This is a genomic window from Nonomuraea rubra (genome assembly GCF_014207985.1).
GTDB lineage: Bacteria > Actinomycetota > Actinomycetes > Streptosporangiales > Streptosporangiaceae > Nonomuraea > Nonomuraea rubra.
In genome coordinates this window covers 7,300,548-7,318,477 of sequence record NZ_JACHMI010000001.1, presented here as the reverse complement: position 1 = coordinate 7,318,477, position 17,930 = coordinate 7,300,548, and the positions used below count along the sequence as shown (strand labels likewise).

At 72.7% G+C, this 17,930-nt stretch carries 17 protein-coding genes; 9 read left to right on the top strand and 8 right to left on the bottom strand.

Annotated elements, in window-relative coordinates:
- Positions 1 to 67: 67 nt before the first annotated feature.
- From HD593_RS33350 to HD593_RS33340, 3 genes are all read left to right on the top strand, one after another.
- Positions 68 to 934, top strand: a complete 867-nt coding sequence (locus HD593_RS33350) for a terpene synthase family protein (protein ID WP_185105925.1) — start codon at positions 68 to 70, stop codon at positions 932 to 934.
- Between the two features lie 257 nt (positions 935 to 1,191).
- Positions 1,192 to 1,785 (top strand): GTP-binding protein, encoded by a 594-nt coding sequence (locus tag HD593_RS33345; protein WP_185105924.1) that lies wholly within the window; start codon positions 1,192 to 1,194, stop codon positions 1,783 to 1,785.
- Between the two features lie 24 nt (positions 1,786 to 1,809).
- Entirely contained in the window at positions 1,810 to 2,298 is a 489-nt protein-coding gene (locus HD593_RS33340; RefSeq protein ID WP_185105923.1) for an Lrp/AsnC family transcriptional regulator, read from the top strand.
- 348 nt (positions 2,299 to 2,646) lie between these two features.
- Here HD593_RS33340 and HD593_RS33335 read toward each other — a convergent pair whose 3' ends face one another.
- Complete coding sequence (locus HD593_RS33335) at positions 2,647 to 3,843, bottom strand: ROK family transcriptional regulator (RefSeq protein WP_185105922.1); 1,197 nt, start codon at positions 3,841 to 3,843, stop codon at positions 2,647 to 2,649.
- 312 nt (positions 3,844 to 4,155) lie between these two features.
- On the opposite strand from HD593_RS33335, the gene HD593_RS33330 reads away from it, so the two are divergent.
- From HD593_RS33330 to HD593_RS33310, 5 genes are all read left to right on the top strand, one after another.
- A complete protein-coding gene (locus HD593_RS33330; protein WP_312903879.1) occupies positions 4,156 to 6,348 on the top strand; it encodes a HelD family protein in 2,193 nt (730 codons plus the stop codon).
- Between the two features lie 591 nt (positions 6,349 to 6,939).
- Complete coding sequence (lnt, locus tag HD593_RS33325) at positions 6,940 to 8,967, top strand: apolipoprotein N-acyltransferase (RefSeq protein WP_312903877.1); 2,028 nt, start codon at positions 6,940 to 6,942, stop codon at positions 8,965 to 8,967.
- Positions 8,964 to 9,713 (top strand): polyprenol monophosphomannose synthase, encoded by a 750-nt coding sequence (locus HD593_RS33320; protein WP_185105921.1) that lies wholly within the window; start codon positions 8,964 to 8,966, stop codon positions 9,711 to 9,713. The genes lnt and HD593_RS33320 overlap by 4 nt, the downstream gene beginning before the upstream one ends.
- 8 nt (positions 9,714 to 9,721) lie before the next feature.
- Positions 9,722 to 10,204, top strand: a complete 483-nt coding sequence (locus HD593_RS33315) for a hypothetical protein (RefSeq protein WP_185105920.1) — start codon at positions 9,722 to 9,724, stop codon at positions 10,202 to 10,204.
- A 225-nt stretch (positions 10,205 to 10,429) separates the two neighbouring features.
- Positions 10,430 to 10,948, top strand: coding sequence for an FxsA family protein (locus tag HD593_RS33310; RefSeq protein WP_312903875.1), 519 nt, complete (start codon positions 10,430 to 10,432; stop codon positions 10,946 to 10,948).
- 106 nt (positions 10,949 to 11,054) lie between these two features.
- Here the strand turns inward: HD593_RS33310 and HD593_RS33305 are convergent, their stop codons facing one another.
- From HD593_RS33305 to HD593_RS33285, 5 genes are all read right to left on the bottom strand, one after another.
- Complete coding sequence (locus tag HD593_RS33305; protein ID WP_043625492.1) at positions 11,055 to 11,399, bottom strand: RNA polymerase-binding protein RbpA; 345 nt, start codon at positions 11,397 to 11,399, stop codon at positions 11,055 to 11,057.
- Positions 11,400 to 11,626: 227 nt separating this feature from the next.
- A complete protein-coding gene (locus HD593_RS33300) occupies positions 11,627 to 12,007 on the bottom strand; it encodes a VOC family protein (protein ID WP_185105919.1) in 381 nt (126 codons plus the stop codon).
- Positions 12,004 to 12,891, bottom strand: coding sequence for an arsenate reductase/protein-tyrosine-phosphatase family protein (locus HD593_RS33295; protein ID WP_185105918.1), 888 nt, complete (start codon positions 12,889 to 12,891; stop codon positions 12,004 to 12,006). Before HD593_RS33295 ends, HD593_RS33300 begins: the two co-directional genes overlap by 4 nt.
- A gap of 33 nt (positions 12,892 to 12,924) precedes the next feature.
- Positions 12,925 to 13,587, bottom strand: a complete 663-nt coding sequence (locus HD593_RS33290; RefSeq protein ID WP_185105917.1) for a response regulator — start codon at positions 13,585 to 13,587, stop codon at positions 12,925 to 12,927.
- Positions 13,584 to 14,711 (bottom strand): sensor histidine kinase, encoded by a 1,128-nt coding sequence (locus tag HD593_RS33285; protein WP_185105916.1) that lies wholly within the window; start codon positions 14,709 to 14,711, stop codon positions 13,584 to 13,586. Before HD593_RS33285 ends, HD593_RS33290 begins: the two co-directional genes overlap by 4 nt.
- Positions 14,712 to 15,030: 319 nt before the next feature.
- On the opposite strand from HD593_RS33285, the gene HD593_RS33280 reads away from it, so the two are divergent.
- Positions 15,031 to 15,423, top strand: coding sequence for a DUF6223 family protein (locus HD593_RS33280; RefSeq protein WP_185105915.1), 393 nt, complete (start codon positions 15,031 to 15,033; stop codon positions 15,421 to 15,423).
- A gap of 47 nt (positions 15,424 to 15,470) precedes the next feature.
- Here the strand turns inward: HD593_RS33280 and HD593_RS33275 are convergent, their stop codons facing one another.
- Together HD593_RS33275 and HD593_RS33270 are read right to left on the bottom strand one after the other, a co-directional pair.
- Positions 15,471 to 16,511, bottom strand: a complete 1,041-nt coding sequence (locus HD593_RS33275) for a LacI family DNA-binding transcriptional regulator (protein ID WP_185105914.1) — start codon at positions 16,509 to 16,511, stop codon at positions 15,471 to 15,473.
- 42 nt (positions 16,512 to 16,553) lie between these two features.
- Positions 16,554 to 17,912 (bottom strand): DUF1996 domain-containing protein, encoded by a 1,359-nt coding sequence (locus HD593_RS33270; protein WP_185105913.1) that lies wholly within the window; start codon positions 17,910 to 17,912, stop codon positions 16,554 to 16,556.
- Positions 17,913 to 17,930: the final 18 nt, after the last annotated feature.

Below are 17,930 nucleotides of genomic sequence, written 5' to 3'. Positions count from 1 at the left end.
CATAGGTGTATCTCCAGGTATGGGGGGACGTCGCCGATGGTCCGCGAGCCGATCGAGCGGCCCTAGGATGCGGGACGACGAGCTGGACGTGGCGTTCGAGCTCGGCAGGACGTGCGCGCTGGCCGCGGAGTGCGGCAGGGACCTGCGGCGGTGCGCCCAGATGTACGCCGACCTGTTCCCCGACACGGCCTTCGGCGCCGACTTCTTCAGCTCGCTCACCCTGGCCACCGCCTTCAGTGCCCCCTGGGCCCCCGCGGACCGGCTGAAGGCCGTCAACAGGGCCGCCCTGTGGGTGACGGCCGTGGACCGGCTCGTGGACCGCGGCGCGACCACCCGCGAGCAGGTCAACCGCCTGACGCGGGAGTGCGTGTCCGTCGCGGAGGGCGCGGTGCCGCGTTCGGCGATCACCCGGTTCCTGGCAGACCTGCGCGACGAGCTGGCCACCGTCGGGGACTTCGACGACCTGCAGGGCATCTGGCGCGACCAGCTCGCCCGGATGCTGGCGGGCATGGCCAGGGCCTGGGTGTGGCGCGACACCCACACGGTGCCCACGCTGGCCCGCTACGTCGACAACGCCGACAGCCGCGGCTCCTGCTTCGTCGACCTGTCGCACTGGATCTACACCGCCGACGACTGGGCCAGGGGCCACCTGGAGGAGCTGCGGGCCGTCAGCCGGCAGGTCCAGCGGTACCTGCACCTGCTCGGCGACGTCGCCTCCTATCGCAGGGACCTGAGCTGGGGCGACCTCAACGTGCTCGCGCTGGGCGTGGACGGCGCCGAGGTGACGGCCGCGATCGCGGACCTGGAGCGCCAGGCCGAGCAGCTCATCGGGCCGGTGTGCGAGCACAGCCCGCGTACGGCCTCCTACCTGCGAAGACGGCTCGGGTTCCAGGCGGGTGTCACCGGGATTTCGGACTATCAGCGCGCCATGTAAAGGGCTCGTCTGATTCCATGACAGACAAACTTGACACTAGCCCTGTTAGATTCGCGAAAAACGTGGCTTGGGACGACAAACCGTGACATTTTGTTTCTTGTAAAACATTGCGACTTGAGTGGAAAATGTGGCGTTGCTAGGGTGTCTCGATGCCAGGCATGTGGATCGACCCTCTCAGGTGAACCTTGACAGGTGCCACTGACCGGCACCTCAGGGGCGGGGTCGCGCATGCGCGGGATAGGTACGGGCGGTGCTGGATGGAATTCGGTCTCTCGGACCGTTGGCGGCTGCCGACTGCGATCAAGATCTTGATCGCGGGGGGATTCGGCGCGGGTAAGACCACGATGGTCGGCGCCGTCTCCGAGACCAGGCCGCTTCGCACCGAGGAGGCGCTCACCCAGGCGGGCACCCACGTCGACGACCTGTCGGGCGTCGAACGCAAGCTCACCACCACCGTCGCCATGGACTTCGGCCGCATCACGATCCGCAACGACTACATGCTCTACCTGTTCGGCACCCCGGGCCAGGAGCGGTTCTTCTTCGTGTGGGACGAGCTGGCCATGGGGGCGCTGGGCGCCGTCGTGCTGGCCGACACCCGCCGCCTGGACGACTGCTTCCCGTCCGTCGACTACTTCGAGAAGCGCGACCAGCCGTTCATCGTGGCGCTGAACTGCTTCGACGGCGTCTCGCCCTTCACCGTCGGCGAGGTGCGCTCGGCGATCGGCCTGGAGCCGGACATCCCCATCGTGCGCTGCGACGCCCGGCGCCGCGACTCCGGCAGGGAGGTCCTCATCACCCTGGTCGAGCACGCGATGCGCAGGGGAGCCACCCCGGTCGGGACCATGTCGTGACCATGACCGGCTACCTTTGATGCGATGGAGGAGATCGACCGCCGTATCGTCACGCTGCTGGCCCGCGACGGCCGCATGAGCTTCACCGACCTGGCCAGGGAGACGGGGCTCTCGGTGTCGGCGGTGCACCAGCGCGTACGCCGCCTGGAGAAACGCGGAGTGGTGCGCGGCTACGCCGCGATCATCGACCACGACGCGGTGGGGCTGCCGCTGACCGCGTTCGTGTCGATCAAGCCGATCGACCCCGCCGCGCCCGACGACGCGCCCGAGCGGCTGGCCCACCTGGCCGCCATCGAGGCCTGCCACAGCGTGGCCGGCGACGAGAGCTACATCCTCAAGGTGCGCGTGGCCTCACCGGCCGCGCTGGAGGACCTGCTGCAGCAGATCAGGGCCTCGGCCAACGTCTCCACCCGCACCACGGTCGTGCTGAGCACCCCGTACGAGCACCGCGCCCCCGACGTCGGGCCCGACGCGGTCGGCGAGCCCGCAGCCAGTCCAGACGGCCCCGCTTGAGCGCGGGCCGCCAGCCCCTGATCGGCTCGCCGGTCTCCAGGGCGCGGGCGGTGTCCTCCAGCAGCGCGAGATACGACGGCCACACCACCTCGGGGCGGTGGCTCAGGCCGTTCTCGTTGTAGTACTCGCCGGTCCTGCCGGTGCGGGTGTCGATGAACAGGTTGCCGCCGTCGTTGGCCGCCGCGGACGGGATCAGGTGCCCGTCCCACCAGTCCGGCGCCAGTTCCGCCTCGTCGAGGAGGATGTCGCAGAGCATCTGGCGGCGGACGACCGGCGCGACGAGGACGAGCGGGACGGCCAGCCGGAGGGCGGCGAACCACCTCATTCGCGGCACTTTACCGCGACCGGTCAGGACGGGACGGTCGAGCCGAACACCTCGTCGCGGGCGGTGGCGAGGGCCAGATCGAGGGCGCCCGCCAGCACCGGGTTGCCCTCGACGGTGGACAGCCGGACGGGCGGCCGGGGGATGGTCAGCGCGTGCAGCTCGTGCTCGACCAGCTCGCGCAGCATCTCCCCGCCCGGCAGCACGGCGCCGCCGGTCAGCACGATCAGCTCGGGATCGACGACGGCCGTGATCGCGGCCAGCCCCACGGCCAGCCGGGCGGCGACGTCCCGCAGGCCCGCCCTGGCGTCCTCGGCCTTCTGGCCGGTGCCCGCCGCCGCGCGTACGGCCGCGGCGACGGCGTGGCGGAAGTCGGTGCCGCGCACGCCGTACGAGCGCAGCAGCTTCAGCACCGCCTGACCGCCCGTCAGCGCCTGGTAGCCGTGGTCGGCGTAGCGGCCGGACTCGCGGGCGGTCGGCGCGCCGGGCGCGGGCATGTAGCCGACCTCGCCGGCCCCGCCGGTGGCGCCGCGGTGCACGCGCCCGCCCAGCACGATGGCCGAGCCGAGGCCCGCGTCGGCCCACAGCAGCACGAAGTCGCGGTGGCCGCGGGCCGCGCCGTGCGCCTGCTCCGCGACGGCGACCAGGTTGACGTTGTTCTCCACGGCCACGGGCACGCCGAGCGCGGAGCTGAGCGTGGGCACCAGGTCGGGGATGTGCCAGCCGGGCACGTCCTTGGCGGCGGCGTACCCGAGCCTGCCGGTGGACGGGTCGATCGCGGCCTGCACGCCGATGACGACGCGGCGCAGCTTGCCGGGCGGGCCCGCGCCGAGCAGGGCGGCGTTGAGCCGGTCGGCGAGCTCGCCGTGGGGGCGGCGCGGGGTCGGCAGGGTGTGCTCGCCCACGACGGTGCCGGTGATGTCGGCCACCCTGGCCTCGATGCGGTGCGGGGTGACGTCGAGCGCGCCCACGTACGCCGCGGCCGGGTTGATCCGGTAGACCTCCGCCGTACGGCCCGGCAGGCCCTCCCTGATGCCGTCCAGCACCACCAGGCCGGCCTGCTGCAGCCGGGACAGCAGTTGCGAGGCCGTGGGCTTGGACAGCCCCGTGAGCGTGCCGATCTGGGGCCGCGTCAGCGGGCCCCGTTCGAGCAGGACCCGCAGGGCGGCGCGATCATTGATGGCGCGTAGCAGACTGGGAGTCCCAGGAACCGGATCGTTCACCGCGGCCACCCCGTCATCGTGAGTTAGTAAAGTTTCCTAACTTATATGCCGTCCGGAGGTCACGGTCAAGAGGTGAAACCCATATGTGACCCGGCGGCGGAAGCGGGAAAGTGATGGGAGTGCCTCTACAGGCATGCTAATGTCGTCGTTTGTCGTAACAACAAGCAGAATGGCCCGGAGTGTCCCATTAACCACATTAATGGTCAGGCGGCAACTCGTCAAACCGAGCTCGCGAAGGAGCAGGCGTACGTCACCCGCCTGTACGACCGCCTCGACACGCTGCGCGAGCGTACCCAGCGGCAGCTCAAGGAGGTGCTGGCCGCGGGCGCCGTCGGCACGATGCAGAACAGGTCCGAGCGCGACACGTTCGCCGAGATGTACGCCACCCGCCTCGCGCGGCTCTGGGCGGTCGAGCGCGGCCTGGTTTTCGGACGGCTGGATCACCTCGACGAGGGCCGGCTGTACATCGGCAAGCTCGGCCTGACCGACGACGAGCAGTCGCGCCTGCTCATCGACTGGCGCGCGCCGGTGGCACAGCCGTTCTACCGCGCCACCCCGGCCGCCCCGATGGGCGTCACCAGACGCCGCCACCTGCAGACCAAGGGCCGCGCTGTCGTCGGCGTGGACGACGACCTGCTCGACCTCGACTCGCTCACCGACGACGACCGCGCCACGCTCAACGGCGAGGCCGCGCTGCTGGCGGCGCTCGACGAGCGGCGCACGGGCCGCATGCGCGACATCGTCGCCACCATCCAGTCCGAGCAGGACCGCGTCATCCGCAGCGACCTGAACGGCGTGCTCGTGGTGCAGGGCGGGCCCGGCACCGGCAAGACCGTCGTGGCCCTGCACCGGGCCGCGTACCTGCTCTACACCCACCGCGAGCGGCTGGAGCGCCGCGGCGTGCTCATCCTCGGGCCGAACCTCACGTTCCTGCGCTACATCGAGCAGGTGCTGCCCTCCCTCGGCGAGAACGACGTGCTGCTGTCCACCGTCGGCGAGCTCTACCCCGGCGTGAACGCCACCGCGCGCGAACGGCCCGAGGTGGCCGCGCTCAAGGGCGACCCGCGGATGGCCGAGGTGATCGCCAAGGCCGTACGCGACCGGCAGCGGGTGCCGCGCCAGCCCATCGAGCTGACCATCGGCCGCATCACCCTCACCATCGACCGCAACATGCTGGACGCCGCGAAGAACAAGGCCACCCGCTCCCGCCGCCCGCACAACCAGGCCCGCGCCGTGTTCGTCCGGTCGCTGCTCACCGCCCTGGCCAGGCAGCAGGCACGCAAGATCGGCAAGGGGCTCATCGACGAGGAGGACCTGGCCGACCTGCGGGAGGAGCTGCGGACCGAGCCGGTGGTCAAGTCCGCGCTGAACCGGCTGTGGCCGTACCTGACGCCGCAGCGCCTGCTGCTCGGCCTGTACGGCTCGCCCGAGCGTCTCGGCTACGCCGCCTCCGCCCTGACCCCGCAGGAACGGGCGCTGCTGCGCCGTTCGGGCGGCGAGTGGACCGAGTCCGACGTGCCGCTCCTCGACGAGGCCGCCGAGCTGCTCGGCGACATCGACGAGCAGGTGCTGCGCGCCAGTGCGCTGCAGGCCGAGGAGGAGCTGGCCGCCGCCCGGCAGGCCGAGGAGAGCCAGCGCGAGGCCGAGCTGGCCTACGCCCGCGAGGTGCTGGAGCTGACCGGGCTGTCGGACGTCATGGAGGCCGAGCGGCTGGCCGAGCGCCAGCGCGGCGAGGGCCCCTACCTCACCACCGCCGAACGCGCCGCCGCCGACCGCACCTGGGCCTACGGGCACGTGATCGTGGACGAGGCGCAGGAACTGTCGCCGATGGCCTGGCGGGCCGTCATGCGGCGGTGCCCGACCCGGTCGATGACCATCGTCGGCGACATCGCCCAGACCGGCTCGGCCGCCGGAGCCCGCTCGTGGGAGGAGGTGCTCGACCCGTACGTGGCCGGGCGCTGGCGCCAGGAGCGGCTGACCGTCAACTACCGTACCCCCGTCGAGCTGATGGAGGTGGCCGCCCGCGTCCTGGCGACCATCGACCCGGCCCTGCAGGCGCCCGCCTCCGTGCGCGAGGCCGGCGCCCGCCCGTGGGCGGCGCCGCTCTCCGCCCTGCCTGAACTGGCCAAGGAGGAGGCGGGCGAGGGCGGCAAGGTCGCCGTGGTGGTGCCGGACGCGCTGCTGTCCGGGCTCGGTACGGAGATCGCCGCGTACGTGCCCGGCACCGTCGTCGTCGCGCCGGGCGCCGGCCGTGCGCGCGGGGCGGAGGCCCTGGACGCGCCCGTCGCCGTGATGGGGGTGACCGACGCCAAGGGCCTCGAGTTCGACTCCGTCATCGTCGCCGAGCCCGACCTCATCGCCGTCCAGTCGCCACGAGGGCCCAGCGACCTGTATGTTGCTCTCACGCGTGCGACACAGCGGCTCGGGGTCGTCCACGAGCGGCCGCTGTCGCAGGCGCTGCGGGGCTTGCCAAGCCGCTCTCCGGCACCCGCAAATGGGCTTTGACCGGCTATGCGACCACCGGCCGAACATGTCCCACCTGCGGAAACTTGATGTTTCTGCTGATCGGGACACGGTTGACATCTGAGGTGGAGTCGGTAGTTTGCTGCGCAGTCCAGCACGGGACTTGGCCGGTTGGCCGTCTCTGACATCGCCGGATCCTGCGTCCGTGACGGAGCGTGACTTCGTCCACACAGCCAGGTGCAGGGCCGTCGGTCCGTCGAGTCGGGGCACCCCAACCGGGCGGGGGGTTGGACCCGGGACGGGTCCGGGAGCCCAGTAGACAACGGAATTCCGAGCTCGCCGCCGACGAGACGGGTCCGGTCCGAAGGGTTTCCGGGCCCTCTTCCCGCTCTCGTGCCATCGGACCGCCATCGCGCCGGGTGGTCCCGTTCAGCCGCGGGATCACCCTGCCGCCCCTCGTGAATTTTCCGGCGGTGTTCCGATCTTCCTCGCGCCTCGCCGGTCTGAGCGCGGCCGGGGAGCGGTAGCGTTTTCGCAAGCAAGCCGTTTGTGAGGTGGCGAGGAGACCCCGGAGTGGTTCAGGACAGAACGGGCCTATCGGCCGCGGCCGGGCAAGAACCCGGGGGTGCGGGCGTGCCGGCGTCGCCTGGTGACGGCACGCCGGAAACCGGCACCACGGTGACCGCCGCCCCGCCACCCGCTCCCTCTTCCCCTGAGAACGCCGCCGCCACCGACGCCGGAGCGGCGGCCGACTCCCTGACGGTGGCCGACGCCGCTGAGCAGGCCGCGCCGGAGGGCGTGCCCGCTGCTGAGTCGCCCGCCCCGGTGGCCGGGCCTGCTGATGAGCGGCACGAGGCGGCTGACGATCGTGAGGACGGGCGTGGCGCCGAGGGGCGGGCCGAGCCCGCGCCGACGGACGCGGACGCGCCCGGGCAGGGTGAGCCCGTGCAGGCCGGGCAGGGTGGGCACGCCGAGGGGCGGGTGGCCGGGGCGGTGGCGAAGCCGGAGCCGCGGTGGGTGCTGCTGGGCAGGGTCGTGGCCGCCGTCGCCGGAGGGCTGGCGCTGTTCGCCGCGTTCCCGCCGCTCGGCTGGTGGCTGTGCGCCCCGCTCGGCATCGGGCTCATCGCCGGCTCGCTCCACGGCGCCAGGCCCAGGCGGGCCGCCTGGATCGGTTACCTGGCCGCCGTGGTGTTCCTGCTGCCGGGGCTCGCCTGGGTGCGCAGCATCGGGGACGACGTCTGGTTCATGCTGGTCGGCACGGAGAGCCTGTTCTACGCCGCGATGGCCGCCCTGGCCGCGCTGGTGTTCCGGCTGCCCGCGTGGCCGTTGTGGTTCGGCGGGCTGTGGGTGCTCATGGAGTGGGCCCGCAGCCTGGTGCCGATCGGCGGGTTCCCGTGGGCACGGGCTGCCTTCAGCCAGGGTGAGTCGCTGTTCACCCCGTACGCGGCGCTCGGCGGCGTCCCGCTGGTGTCGTTCGCCGTCGCTCTGTGCGGCGCCCTGCTGGCCCAGGCCGTACTCAACGGACGGGCGGCGCTCGGTGGGCGTGCGGCGCTTGGCAGGAGGGCGGCGCTGGGCGGGAGGGCGGCGCTTGGCGGGAGGGCGGCGCTTGGCGGGAGGGCCGGGCTCGTGCGCGGGGCGGCGCCGCTGGCGCTGGCGCTGGCCGTGCCGCTGCTGGGCCTCGCCGTGCCCAGGCCCGGCGACGAGGGCCGCACCGTCAACGTCGGCATCGTGCAGGGCAACGTCCCCGGTGAGGGCATGTACGCGCTCGGCGACGAGCCCGCCGTCGTGCTGCGCAACCACGCCAACGAGACCAAGCGCCTGGCCCAGGCCGTCCGCGAGGGCAAGCTCCCCAAGCCCGACCTGGTCGTCCTGCCGGAGAACTCCACCGACATCGACCCCTACCGCGACGAGTACGCCCGCCAGATCATCCACGACTCGGTCCAGGACGTCGGCGTGCCCACGCTCGTCGGGGCCGTCGTGGCGATCGGCACCGAGCACCGCGCCACCCGCAGCCTCGTGTGGGACCCGGTGACCGGCCCCGGCGACTACTACGACAAGCAGCGCCTGGTGCCGTTCGGGGAGTACACCCCGTTCAAGGAGATCGTGCTGGCGCTGTGGGAGCGGGCCGGCCTCGTCGGCAGGCAGTCGGTCCCCGGCGACCAGCCGGGCGACCTCAAGCTGGGCCCGGTCACGATCGGCGCGGTCAACTGCTACGAGGTCGCCTACGACGACACGGTGCGCGAGACCGTGCGCGCCGGTGGCACCCCGCTCGTCGTGCAGACCAACAACGCCTCCTACGCCCTGTCCAACCTGCCGCCCCAGCAGCTCGCCATGTCCCAGCTGCGCGCCGTCGAGCACAACCGGGCCGTCGTCACCGCCGCCACCACCGGGATCTCGGCCTACGTCACACCTGACGGTAAGGTCTCCTGGCAGACCCGCGAGCGTGTCGCTGACATGAACGTGGTCCAGGTGCCCGTACGCACGGAGCAAACGCTTGCCACCAAGGTGGGCGCGCTTCCCGAATGGGCATTGATGGTGATGGGAGCCGCGGCGGCCGTGTTCGCCGCGTGGCGTGGCAGGCGGCGGGGCGATCGGATGGGCGATCGGATGGGCGATCGGATGGGCGATCGGATGGGCGATCGGATGAGGAACGACGGATGATGGAGACTCTCGGCAGGGTGCTCGTCGTCGTGCCCACCTACAACGAGCGCGACAACCTGCCGGCGATCGTCGACCGCGTGCGGGCCGCCGTCCCCGACGCCCACGTGCTGGTGGCCGACGACAACAGCCCCGACGGCACCGGGGAGGTCGCCGACGAGCTCGCCGCCGGCGACGACCACGTGCACGTCCTGCACCGGCCCGGCAAGCAGGGGCTCGGCGCCGCGTACATCGCCGGGTTCCGCTGGGGCCTGGAGGAGGGGTACGACGTCCTGGTCGAGATGGACGCCGACGGCTCCCACCAGCCCGAGGAGCTGCCCAAGCTGCTGGCGGCGCTGGCCGACGGCGCCGACCTGGCGATCGGCTCGCGCTACGTGCCGGGCGGCAAGGTCGTCAACTGGCCCCAGCGCCGCGAGCTGCTGTCGAAGGGCGCCAACATCTACACCCGGGTGATGCTCGGCCTCCCCGTACGCGATGCGACCGCCGGCTTCCGCGCCTACCGGGCCGCCACGCTGGAGAAGGTCGGGCTGTCCGGGGTGGAGTCACAGGGGTACTGCTTCCAGGTCGATCTCACGCTGCGTACGTCCCGGCACGGGCTGCGGGTGGTGGAGGTGCCGATCACGTTCGTGGAGCGTACGGTCGGCAAGAGCAAGATGAGCGGCAAGGTCATGTCCGAGGCGCTGTGGCGGATCGGCATGTGGGGCGTCGCCGGGCTGCCCAAGCGACTCAAGGGCCCGGCCCGCGACTAGGCGCGCCGTTGAGCAGGACAGTGCCGGTGATCTCCGGCGGCGCGATGTTCTGGGCCTATGACGTGGCACTCGGCGTGCTCTTCCTCGAAGCGGCGCGAGCCGGTGCGCAGGCTCCGGCGGACCTCCGGCCCCCGTGGTGGCCGGAGCTGGAGCGGGATCTCCGCACACACGCGCTGGTGGGCGGCAGCTCCGCAGTCCTGCTGGACGACTTCGGCGAGGAACGGCGGCAGCTGCTCCTGCGCTGTGTCGTGGAGGCGGCTCGCCGGATCGAGGCCCGCGGCGGCGTGGACCGGGCCGAGGTCTCGGCCTGGCCCGAGCTGGAGGAGAGCGCGGCCGGCTTCCTGCGCGGTGCGGAGCACCTCGACGCGGCTCCGCTCGTCGAGCTGGCGGAGGCCCTGGTCGAGCTGGCCGCCGGCACCCTCCCTCCCGCTCCGGCCGGGCGGCACTGGTACTACGGGACTCCGGAGGGCCGGATCGTGCAAGGTGGATAGGGAAGGGACGCGAGGCCTCCGCATCGGCCGGCAGACCCGCTCCTGGGCGGGCCGTGCGCCCCGCCGCCGATGGCGCCATCCGGCCTGCGGGAGGCATCCGGGCTGCGGAGGCCATCCCGGCTGCGGGAGGCATCCGGGCTGAGGGCGGCATCCGGGACATCCCTGAATTGCCGCCGTCCGTGGAACGCCCGGCGGACTCCCAGCGTTGTTCCTGCTGTAACGCGCGTGCGAATCGAGGAAACGATGCGGCTCCTGCTCTTCCTGGCCTTCCTGGTCGTGCCCGTCCTGGAGATCTGGCTGCTGATCCAGGTCGGATCGGTGATCGGCGCGCCCGCGACCGTCGCCCTGCTCATCGCCGACAGCCTCCTGGGCGCCTGGCTGGTACGCCGCGAGGGCCGCCGCGCCTGGCGGGCCCTGCAGACGGCGCTGCAGTCCGGCCGCATGCCCGACAGGGAGCTGGCCGACGGCGGCATCATCCTGGTGGGCGGCACGCTGCTGCTGACGCCGGGGTTCTTCACCGACGTGTTCGGGTTCCTGTGCCTGATCCCGTTCACCCGGCCGATGATGCGCCGGCTGGGCTCGTGGTTCTTCGAGCGCCGGATCAAGAACATGGCCGCCGCGTCGCCGTACGCGAACCTGTTCCCGCCGTCCCCGTCCTCGGGCTTCCCCGGCGCGGACGTGCCGCCGCAGGGCGGCGGCCGGGTGGTTCACGGCGAGGTCATCCGCGAGGACCGCGACTCGTAGGCCCCGCGACTCGTAGGCCCCGCGACCCCCTAGGCCCCGCGACTCGTCGGCATCGCAAAGAAAAACCCCCGGGCTGTGTGCCCGGGGGTTTCACCGTGAGAGAAGGTCAGGCGCTCTTACGACGCTGTGCTCGCAATACCGCGAGCCGCTCGTTGAGCACCTCCTCAAGATCCTCGATGGACCGCCGCTCCAGAAGCATGTCCCAGTGTGTCCGTGGGGGCTTGGTCTTCTTGGATTCCGGCTGCTCGCCGTCCACCCGCACCGCGGTGGCGCCGCACATGCGGCACTCCCAGGTAGCGGGGATCTCGGCCTCGGCGGCAAGCGGAACCTCGAAGCGATGGCCCTTAGGACAGGTGTAGGACACCTCCTGGCGCGGGGCCAGATCCGTGTTACGGTCGTTCTCGTAGCTGGTTGCCCCGAGCCGGGTGCCACGAAGCGCGCGCTCGCCCATGTCTAAATGCCTCCTACAGGGCCCCCTTGCGTGGGGGGTCTGTCTCCCACGGTGTCTAACGCTTGGTACCGTGATGGGATTCCCACCCTCGGGGTGATCCAATCGCGCTTGAGGCCTCGGTTCTTCACAAGATCGGCGATCAGGCGCGCTGCCTGCGGTGATGCGCCGCTTCTGGCTCGGGCGCGCGAAGCGGGGCCCATGATTCGGGCAAATCAGCGTACGCGTTGTCAGGTTCGCGCGGGCTGGAACAGCTCGACGAGGTTGCCGGCCGGGTCGGTGAGCAGGATCTGACGGCCGCCGGGGCCGGAGATCGCGTCGCCGAGGAAGGACAGGCCGGCGCCGCGGAGGCGGTCGATCTCGGTGTCGAGGTCGTCGACGATCAGGTGGATGCGGTTGCGGCCGGCGGCGGTGCCGTCGGGTGTGGCGCGGGCGCCGGAGCTGGCCGGGCCTGACAGCAGCAGCCGCAGCGGGCCGCGTACGACGTCGGCGAACGCGGGCGCGGCGTCCAGGCGCAGCGTGAAGCCGAAGTGGGTGGTGTAGAAGTCGACGGCGGCGGCCACGTCGTCGACGAGGTAACGCACGCTGGCGAACTGGTCGGGTGCGGTCATGACCGGGCCTCCTGTGACGTCAGGATGGGCAGCAGGTAGTGGATGCGGGTGTCGATCTCCGCGGCGGTGCGGGCGAAGGCGGACGTGGCCGACGCGGCCGACGCGGCCGGCATGGCGGACGTGGCGGGTGCGGATGCGGCCTGGCCGGCGCCGGAGCCGGTGGTGGGGTCGGCGGCCGGGTCGGGGATGCTCCAGTGGAGGTGGCGGGGGTTGCCGGGGAAGTGGGGGAAGACCTCGCGGACCCTGTCGCACAGGCTGATCACGTAGTCGAACCGGCGGCCGGACACGGTGTCCAGGTGCCTGGGGTGCCGGTCCCGCACGTCGAGGCCGTAGTGCTCGTGCAGGACGGCGACGGCGTCCGGGTGCAGCCGCTGCCTGGGATGGCTGCCGGCGCTGACCGCCTCGACCGTCCCGCCGGTGCGGTGGCGTAGCAGGGCCTCGGCGATCGGTGAGCGGGCGCTGTTCCCCGTGCAGGCGAACAGCACGCGGGGACGGCGCGCGGACGGTGACAGGGCTGGGACGGCGTGCGGTGCGTGTGAGCCCGGCTCGTGCGGGGGCGAGGCGGGGGAGCGGTCAAGGCCGGGTGGGCGCAGGGCGGGGTGGAGGGCGGGGTGGAGGGCGGCGCCGGTGGTGGCCAGGGCGTGGGCGCAGCGGTCCAGGTCGAGGTGGTAGTAGCTGTCGCGGGCGTCGTGGGTGCTGCGCCGGGGGGTGACCAGCCCGCCGTCGCGCAGCAGCCGCAGGTGGTAGGAGACCAGGTTCTGCGGCTGGCCCACCAGCTCGACGAGCTCCCGCACCCGGTAGTCGCCGGCGGCCAGCTCGGTCAGGAGCCGCCACCGCAGAGGGTGGGCGGCCAGCCGGAGGAAGACCGGGAGCGAGTTCGCCATGCCCCCGATATTACATCAAATTGATTTGATGCATCAGGAGCCGCCGGGGGACACCAGCCCGGACTCGTACGCCAGGATGACGAGCTGGGCGCGGTCCCGGGCGTGCAGCTTGGTCATGGCCCGGTTGACGTGGGTCTTCGCGGTCAGCGGGCTGATCACCATGTGGCCGGCGATCTCGTCGTTGGACAGCCCGCGCGCCACCAGGACCACGGCCTCGCGCTCGCGGTTGGTCAGCTCCCTCAGCCCCGGCCCGGTGGCGGTCCGGCGCGGCTGGGTGACGTACCTGTCGATGAGCCTGCGGGTGATGGACGGGGCGAGCAGCGCGTCCCCGCGGGCGGCGACGCGTACCGCGTGCAGGAAGTCCTCGGGCACGATGTCCTTGACGAGGAACCCGGCCGCGCCGGCCCGCAGCGCGTCGAAGACGTACTCGTCGAAGCCGTAGTTGGTCAGGATGACGACGTGCACCCCCGCCAGGGCGGGGTCCGCGGCGATGCGCCGGGTCGCCTCGATGCCGTCCACCACCGGCATCTGGATGTCGATCAGCGCGATGTCGGGCAGGTGCAGCCTGGCCAGCGCCAGGCCCTCCAGGCCGTCGCCTGCCTCGGCCACCACCTCGATGTCGTCCTCGAGGTCGAGCAGCGCCCGGAACCCGCTGCGCAGGAGCGGCTGGTCGTCGACCAGCAGGACCCGGATCACGACGCCCGGTCCACGGGCAGCTCGGCCTGGACGGTGAAGCCGCCCTCGCCGCGCGGCTCCGCGCGCAGCCGGCCGCCGAGGGCGGTGACGCGCTCGCGCATCCCGGTCAGCCCGACGCCGGGCGCCGGCGCGGCGTCCGGGGTGGCCCGGCCGTCGTCGTCGATGCGGATCGCCAGGACGTCCGGACGGCAGTCGATCCGCACCGACACGGACGCGGCGGCGGCATGCCGGGCGACATTGGTCAGCGACTCCTGGACGATCCGGTACACGGTACGGCTCACCGCGGCCGGCACCGGCCGCCGTTGCCCCTCGATCGTCAGCGTCGCGTCCAGGCCGGTCGTGCGAGCGCGTTCGACCAGCTCCGCGACGTGGTCCAGCCCGCGCGGCGGGCTCGTGTCGTCCTCGCGCAGCGCCTCCAGGGTGGCGCGCAGCTCCCGGGTCGCCTCCCGTCCCGCCTCCTGGATCGCCAGCAGGGCCTCCGGGACCTGTTCGCCGCGCCTGCGGGCCACGTGCACGGCGACCTCCGCCTGCACCTTGATGATCGAGATCTGGTGGGTCAGCGAGTCGTGCAACTCCCGCGCGATGCGCAGCCGCTCCTCGTCCGCGCGGCGCCTGGCCGTCTCCTCCCGCGTGCGCTCGGCCTCCTCCGCCCGCCGCTCCGCCTGCCGCAGCGCCTCTCCCGCGGCGCCGGCCGCCACCAGCCAGGCCAGCTCCAGAGCGCCTCTGGCCTGCGCGAACGCCTCTCCCGTGTCATGCAGGCCCGCGGCCATGGCCGCCAGCGGGAGAGCGGCCAGCACGATCACGCTCGCCACCACCGTGGCCACGCGGTGTCCCGCCCGTACGGCGGCGTACACCGCGAACAGGTACGCGACCGCGGGCACGTCGAAACCGGCCGCCTGGTAACCCACCGCGCACAGCCCCGTGACGGCCAGGACGACCAGCGGAGCCCGCCTCCGCGCGGCCAGCGCCAGGCCGCCGGCGGCCAGCAGCGTGTACCCGAGCAGGCCGGGGCCCGTCGAGGAAGGCTCCCCGGACAGCCCGGTGACCAGCAGCGCCGCCGCCACGCAGGCGGCGATCGCCCAGTCGAAGACATCGGCCCGCATCCCGGACCGTCCTGCGTTCATGCGCGCACCATAGCGGGACATCCGTGCGGGACGAATCCTGCGCCGGGACCATCGGCCCGCTACCACGACCGCGGTACTGGCGCCGCTCCAGCGGGGGGGATGGTCGGCGTTCGTCATCGGGGCGGTGCGCCGGGGTCGCTCCGGCATGAGGACGCTCGGCCGGGTACCGCGGTCGCGGTAGCGGGGGTGGTTCTGCCGCGTTCGCGGTAGGTCGCTGCTGCGCGCATGGCAGTGCGGAATGCATGCCTGCGCCCGACGACCGGCGGCAGCCCCGGCGGACATCATCGGGGTCAGGTCCAGTAGGAGGAGGAACACCCCCATGTCAGTCCGAGATCTGCTCGCAGCGCACGTCCTGGCCCAGCCTGATCCCGTCAGCGCCTACAGCCTGACCACCGGGCGCCTGTGGTCCGTGGTGGCCGCGCTGGTGGGGCTCGTCGGCGTGGCCGCCGGTGGGTTCGCCCTGGTCCGTTCCCGTGCGGGTCGTACGGGCGGTGGCGCCGCGCGCAAGGGGGCCGTCACGGCCCTGGTGACCGGCGCGGCCGGTGCGGTCATCGGCGGGTGGGTCGTGGCCGCCGCAGAAGGCGGTCCCGGCACCGGGTACGGCATCGTCGGCGGCTACCTCGCCCTGGTGGTGGGGCTGGGCGCCGTGGCCGTCGGCGGGCTGGCCGTGGCCCGGCTGCGCCGCCAGCCCGCCCCGCCGCCCCGTTCCTGATCACCCGCCCGGGCGGGGAACGCGGCGGCGGCCCGGCGCCCGGGCCGTCATGAGGAGTCGCGGACGACCAGCGACGGCTCGAAGATGATCGAGGTGGGGCGGTGCCCGGGCTGCCCGATGTGCTCCAGCAGCAGCCGGGCCAGCTCCGCCGCCATGTCCTCCACCGGATGCCGTACGGTCGTCAGCGCGGGCCGGCACGCGGTGGCCGCGCTGCTGTCGTCGAAGCCGACCACCGCCACGTCGTCCGGCACCGCGCGGCCGTGGTGCCGCAGCACCAGCAGCGCCCCCTGCGCCATCAGGTCGTTGGCCACGAAGACGCCGTCGAGGCCGGGGTGTTCGGCGAGCAGCCGTTCCATGGCCTGCACGCCGCTGTGGTAGGTGAAGCCGCCCTCGGCGCACGGCACGTACGGGTGGCCGTGCGCCGCCATCGCGTCGCGGAAGCCGGCCAGGCGGGCCTGGCTCGCCGGCACGTCCAGCGGCCCCGAGATGGTGACGATCTGCTTCCTGCCGCGCGCGACGAGGTGGTCGGCGGCGAGCTTGGCCCCGGCCCGGTGGTCGACGTCGACGTAGCTGATCGGCACGGGCTCGGCGGGCCTGGCGAACAGCACGGCGGGCAGCCCGGCCTCGGCCAGCAGCCGCGGCAGCGGGTCCTCGGCGTGGGTGGAGACCAGGACGGCCCCGTCGGCGTCGCCCTGCCGCAGCGAGGCGAGCACCTGCGCGCGGGCCGCGCCGGTCTCGGCGAACATCAGGACCGGGTGGATGCCGCGAGGACGCAGGAAGCCGACGATGCCGCCGGCGACCCGGCCGAAGAAGGGATCGGCGAACACCTGGACGGGGAACGAGTCGTCGTCGCCGCCCGCGCCGGAGACGACCAGGGCGATGCTGCCCGTGCGGCGGGTGACGAGGGAGCGGGCCGCCCGGTTGGGCACGTATCCGGTGGTGGCGATGGCCTGCCTGACCGCCTCCTGGATCGCGGAGTCGACGTTGCGGATGCCGTTGATCACCCGGGAGACGGTGGCCCGGGAGACCCCCGCCGCCCTGGCGACGTCCTCCAGGGTGGGGGACGGCGGCGGGGGATCCTGCCTCATGGCGTCTTTATAGCACACCGGCTGGAGAGCGCTCTCCGTCCGTCATGACCCGGCGGGGAGCTCGAAGTCCGGGGTGAGCGCGGCGCCGCGGTGCGGTTTGTACTGGTCGTAGCCGCGGGGGTCGCACTGGAGGCCGCCGTTGATGCAGTGGGTCACCAGCGCGTCCAGGATCGCGGGGTCGTCCCAGGCGTTGAAGAAGTCGTAGTGCCAGGAGTAGCCCCGGCCGCTGGACAGCCGCGCCTGCGACAGGTCGCCGTCCGCGGGGAAGGCGATCTTGAACTCGAGCATCGGGACCGCCACCGGATGGCTCGCGGGGCAGTAGCCGCCGGTGGGGTAGGCCATGTGGCTCTTGTGGTCGGCGCTGTCGAGGCGGACGCCGTCCCAGCAGCTCGGGGCCTGGTAGCGGACGTTCACCTGGGTGCCCGCCGCGCAGGAGGCGGGGATGTCCCAGCTGCGGGACAGGTCGCCGCACTCGAAGCCCTCGACGGCGCCGGGGGAGTCGCGGAACTGCTCCAGCGTGGCGCCGGGGCTGCCGGCCACGAAGCGCAGGCCCTGCGGGAACGGCTGCACCCGCCAGTACTCCAGGATGCCGGACTTGTAGTAGACGACCTGATTCCCGGCCGGCTCGACGAGCCGGTCACCCTTGTGGAAGCTCGGGAACCAGTAGGCGGACCGGTCGTGCGGGTTCGTGCACGAGGTGCCGCCCGCCAGCAGCGAGGCGGTCGTGCTGTGCGCGTCGGTGGTGCGGTTGCCGATGAACGTGTGCAGGTGGGAGGCGCCGGGCAGGCCGGGGTAGACGATGGGGTCGTCGGGCCGGTTCGCCGTCACCGAGCAGTTGGCCTGGAACTCGTGGTGCGTCACCTCGTCGGTGAACGTCGGCCGTGGCCGCGGGGTGGTCGTGGCGCCGCCCGTGCCGTAGACCTGGAACTCCCACAGGGAGTAGCCGTAGCCGGTGCCCCGGGCGGTGCCGTAGAGGCGGACGTAGCGGCCGGACGCGCGCACGTCGAGGCTCTGGACGCCGCCGGTGCCGGTCGTGGTGGCGTACGCGTCGGTCCAGGTCGTGGCGTCGCCCGAGGTCTGGATCTTGAAGGACCTGCCGTACGCGGCCTCCCACTCCAGGACGACGCGGGAGATCTGCGCGGGAGCGCCGAGGTTGACCTGGAGCCACTGCGGGTCGGCGGCGGCGCTGGACCAGCGCGTGGTACGGGTGCCGTCGAAGGCGGCGCCCGCGCTGTGGCCCGCGCCCTCGACGGAGGAGGCCGTCGCGGGACGCCCCTCGGAGATCAGGGCGTCGGCCGCGAACGCGGGGGAGACGGCCGCGACGCAGGCCGCGAAGACGGCGGCCAGCGCGGTGGCGACCGGCCACAAGGGCAGCCTGCCGGGGCTTCTGGACGGGTGCATGGGATCTCTCCTTCGACG

Coding starts and splice junctions, on each gene's coding strand:
- HD593_RS33275 (WP_185105914.1), bottom strand. CDS start 16,511: ATGAGGCAGGATCCCCCGCCGCCGTCCCCCACCCTGGAGGACGTCGCC.
- HD593_RS33345 (WP_185105924.1), top strand. CDS start 1,192: ATGGAATTCGGTCTCTCGGACCGTTGGCGGCTGCCGACTGCGATCAAG.
- HD593_RS33350 (WP_185105925.1), top strand. CDS start 68: ATGCGGGACGACGAGCTGGACGTGGCGTTCGAGCTCGGCAGGACGTGC.
- HD593_RS33305 (WP_043625492.1), bottom strand. CDS start 11,399: ATGGGCGAGCGCGCGCTTCGTGGCACCCGGCTCGGGGCAACCAGCTAC.
- HD593_RS33320 (WP_185105921.1), top strand. CDS start 8,964: ATGATGGAGACTCTCGGCAGGGTGCTCGTCGTCGTGCCCACCTACAAC.
- HD593_RS33295 (WP_185105918.1), bottom strand. CDS start 12,891: ATGGCGAACTCGCTCCCGGTCTTCCTCCGGCTGGCCGCCCACCCTCTG.
- HD593_RS33280 (WP_185105915.1), top strand. CDS start 15,031: ATGTCAGTCCGAGATCTGCTCGCAGCGCACGTCCTGGCCCAGCCTGAT.
- HD593_RS33270 (WP_185105913.1), bottom strand. CDS start 17,912: ATGCACCCGTCCAGAAGCCCCGGCAGGCTGCCCTTGTGGCCGGTCGCC.
- HD593_RS33300 (WP_185105919.1), bottom strand. CDS start 12,007: ATGACCGCACCCGACCAGTTCGCCAGCGTGCGTTACCTCGTCGACGAC.
- HD593_RS33285 (WP_185105916.1), bottom strand. CDS start 14,711: ATGAACGCAGGACGGTCCGGGATGCGGGCCGATGTCTTCGACTGGGCG.
- HD593_RS33340 (WP_185105923.1), top strand. CDS start 1,810: ATGGAGGAGATCGACCGCCGTATCGTCACGCTGCTGGCCCGCGACGGC.